Raw genomic sequence first — 3567 nt, forward strand, 5'->3', positions numbered from 1 at the left:
TCCTCATCGCCGACCAACTCGGCACCGCCAACACCACAGTCGAACTCGGCGGCACACAGACCGTCACCCGACGCGCCTTCAAACCGTACGGAGAGACCCGCGGCCCCAAGCCGTCCACCTGGCCCAACAAACGCAGCTACCTCGGCGTCGGCATCGACGACGCCACCACCGGCCTCACCCACATCGGAGCCCGGGAATACGACCAGGCGGCCGGCCGCTTCCTCTCGGCAGACCCCGTCATCGACATCAGCGAACCGCTCCAGATGAACGGCTACGCCTACGCAGGCAACAGCCCCATCAGTACGAGCGACCCGACCGGGCTCTGCCCAGCGGACATCTGTGGCACCGGATCCGCGAACCCATCCCAGCACTACGGCGGCGGTGGCACGAAGTCGACCACCGGTGGTGGCGATGGAGGCGGCGGTGGCGGTGGCGGGTCAGGAAGCAACACCTCAGGCACCACGACCACCGTCACCTACACAACGACCAAGACGGTCACGGTGACCAAGCCCGCCCCCTGCGACTGGTGGTGCAAGGCCAAGGGCTGGATGAAGAAACACGTCACCGTCATCACCATCGTCACCGAAGTCGTGGTCGGAGTGACCTGCGGAGCAGTCGCGGTCGGCGTCGGCGCGGCAACCGCAGGAGCCGGAGCCGTCGCCGTGGGAGCGGCATGCGGAGCCATCGCGGGCGCGGCCGCCGGCGCCGTCGGCAACGCCCTCGACCCAGAAGCCGACCACAGCCTCGGCGGCTACGCCTCCGCCGCCGGCAAGGGAGCCGCCGTCGGAGCCGTCGCCTCCGTCATCGGCGGAGCCGTGGCCAAAGCAGCCGCGAAGGGCGCGAAAGCCGTCGCCTCGAAAGTCCTCGGCAAAACAGGCGGCACCAAGGCAGGTACCGCCCAGTGCTTCCTCGCCGGCACTCCGATCCTCCTCGCCGACGGCACCACGAAGAACATCGAAGACATCCAAGTCGGCGACAAGGTCCTCTCCACCAACCCGACAACAGGCGAAACCAACGCCCAACCCGTCACCGAACTCCTCCCCTCCGAAGGCGACAAAAAGCTCAACGAACTCACCATCACCACCGCCGACGGAAACCAGAAGATAACCGGCACAGCCGAGCACCCCTTCTGGATACCCAAGGCGAACGCCTGGATCAACGCCGCCGACCTCAAACCGGGCACCACCCTCAGCACCCCCAACGGCACCACCGCCAAGATCGCGAACAACCGCCCCTACACCGACCACGTCCGCACCTACAACTTCGCCGTCGCCAACCTCCACACGTACTATGTGCTTGCGGGGACGACGCCGGTCCTGGTTCACAACACGTGCAAAGTAGTGAAGGAAAATCAGGGGGGCCGGTTTGGCGATTTGGATCCCGGAATTCCAGGAGATGGCCTAACGCCTCATCACATGCCTCAGGATGCACTGCATCATTTGCCAAGGCCGGACGGAGGGGCAGTTGTGATGAAGCAGGCGGACCATGAACTCACCCGCACCTATGGCGGTCGCGGTGGTGGAACAAAGAGGCGAGATGCAGGTCTTCCCTTCCGGACCGTTCTTGCCATGGACATCTGGGACATGCGACGAATAGGACAACAGCAGTACAATGATCCCGGCTACTTCAACACAGGAATTCTGGAAATGATGGCCTACTATCGTAGCATCGGCCAAATTTAGGTGAATCATGTCAATTCGGAACGAAGTGGAAGATCTGATCAATGCAGGCGTATTTCCGTCGGAAGAAGCCACCGAAGAGGAGGTTACGGAAAAGCAGCATCTTCTTGAGCGAATTTCGCAACCGGTTTCGAATGAAGAAGCCCATGCGTTGGCCAAGGTATTTGGCACTGATGACTGTTTCGGGCTCTCGTGGACCTTGCTGCACTTGATAGAGACGGCGCCGGATGCCCAGAGTGCTCACTATTCGGTGGGGGAGGCCAATGTTTGGGTTGATCTACTGAATTCGCGTGTCGCTCATGGGAAGAAATTGGCGGAACGTCAAGGCCGTACGGATAATTCGCGTTAGCCTCGATCTTGCATGACGGTCCGTCGGTTCTTCCGTCGGGCCGTTTCGCTGTTGTGGCCTGGTTGTGGGATTGCTGGTGGCCCGGCTGTCGCGTCGGGTGGGCGCCGGGTTCCACTTCTCCGGTGGGGTGATGCTGCTCGGAGGGACTTGAAGGTGCTGGTCAGCCTGGGTTCGGCAGGGCTTGGAGCCGGTCGGCCGCTGCGGTGATCACGTCGGTCCAGGGCCAGTGCGTCGCGAGGCGGAGGTAGCAGCGGCGGCCGGTAGTGATGCGTTGTGCGGCGGCTGAGAACAGGCGGAGGCGAATTTTCTTCGGTTCCCAGCGTGCGCGAAGCCGTGCAAGGGAAGATTGCGTAGGCCGGTGGAGCGGGCGTCTCGGATACGGTCCTCGCAGCGGGCGCCTCTCGTCACACGGCCCTGCGTACCCTGTTGCGGATCCCGTTGCCCACGGGGCGGGTGCCCCGCGTGATCAGCGTCTACGACTTTGCCCTGCGCCTACGGCACCGCTACGCCACTGTCAATCCCCTCGAACTGTGGAGTCCTTTCTATGCAGCCAGCCCCACGGTGAGGCCGGCCCAGTACTCGCGTTCGTAGTCGATCGGACTCTTGAATTCGCACACACTGTGTAGCCGACGGGCGTTGTAGAAGTCGGTGATCCAGGTGGCGATCCTGATCCGGGCCTCGGCCCGGGTGGCGAAGGTGCACCGGTGGACGTACTCGACCTTGAGGACGCTGTTGAACGCCTCGCTCACGGCGTTGTCGAAGCACGATCCCACGCGCCCCATGGACCGGAAGACGCCCAGCCTGCGGCAGGCACGGCCGAACTTGCCAGACATGTATTCAGAGCCGCGATCGCTGTGGAAGATCACTCCACGCACGTCACCGCCCCGGGTGGTCCCGGCCATGTTCAGAGCGGCCACCACCAGGTCCGCGTCATGGTGGGCGCCCATGGCGTAGCCGAGCAGGCGCCGTGAGAACAGGTCGATGACCGTCGCGAGGTAGATCTTGCCCTCGGCGGTGACGATCTCCGTCATATCGCCGACCCAGACGAGGTCGGGCTCCTCGGCCGTGAAGTCCCGCTTCACATGATCCGGGGCAGCGGGCCGCTTTCCCTGCCTGGTCAGGCCCTTGCGGTGTTTCACCACGCGGGCGACCAGGCCGAGTTCGGCCATCAGCCTGGCGACGGTGTTCACCGAGACGTGCCAGCCCTTGCGCACCAGCAGAATGAAGATCTTCGGTGATCCGTAGATGCCGCCGGACGCCTTGAAGATTTCCTTGATCTCCTCTCAGCTGCTGTCGTCGCAGCTCATGCCCGGTGGGCTTACGGCTCCGCCACTTGTAGAACCACGACTCGCTCACGCCCAGCGCGCGGCAGGAGACAGTGTGCGGAATGTTGTGCCCGGTCCTCTGGTCACTGATCACCCCGGCCACGACGGCCGGGTCCGCGGCAGCTACTTCACCCACAGGAGTAGGGTCGGCCCGGGGTGCGGTGCTGGCCTTGCGACCAGCCCGTTTCCCCGGGCCGCCCTCCGCACCCGCCGT

Annotated in this window: 3 protein-coding genes and 1 pseudogene; 2 read left to right on the forward strand and 2 right to left on the reverse strand. The window is 64.0% G+C overall.

Annotated elements, in window-relative coordinates; genetic code table 11:
• Positions 1 to 1682, forward strand: a 1682-nt coding sequence (locus tag ACIRQP_RS42205; protein ID WP_403900753.1) for a polymorphic toxin-type HINT domain-containing protein, incomplete at its 5' end; no start/stop codon positions are given.
• Positions 1683 to 1707: 25 nt separating this feature from the next.
• Complete coding sequence (locus tag ACIRQP_RS42210) at positions 1708 to 2028, forward strand: hypothetical protein (RefSeq protein ID WP_403900755.1); 321 nt, start codon at positions 1708 to 1710, stop codon at positions 2026 to 2028.
• A 160-nt stretch (positions 2029 to 2188) separates the two neighbouring features.
• On the opposite strand, the pseudogene ACIRQP_RS42215 reads toward ACIRQP_RS42210, so the two are convergent.
• Together ACIRQP_RS42215 and ACIRQP_RS42220 are read right to left on the reverse strand one after the other, a co-directional pair.
• A pseudogene (locus ACIRQP_RS42215) lies at positions 2189 to 2424 on the reverse strand (transposase); the annotation flags it as partial.
• Between the two features lie 146 nt (positions 2425 to 2570).
• A complete protein-coding gene (locus ACIRQP_RS42220) occupies positions 2571 to 3305 on the reverse strand; it encodes an IS3 family transposase (protein ID WP_403900757.1) in 735 nt (244 codons plus the stop codon).
• Between the last annotated feature and the right edge of the window lie 262 nt (positions 3306 to 3567).

The organism is Streptomyces sp. NPDC102274, assembly GCF_044766385.1.
Taxonomy (GTDB): Bacteria; Actinomycetota; Actinomycetes; order Streptomycetales; family Streptomycetaceae; genus Streptomyces.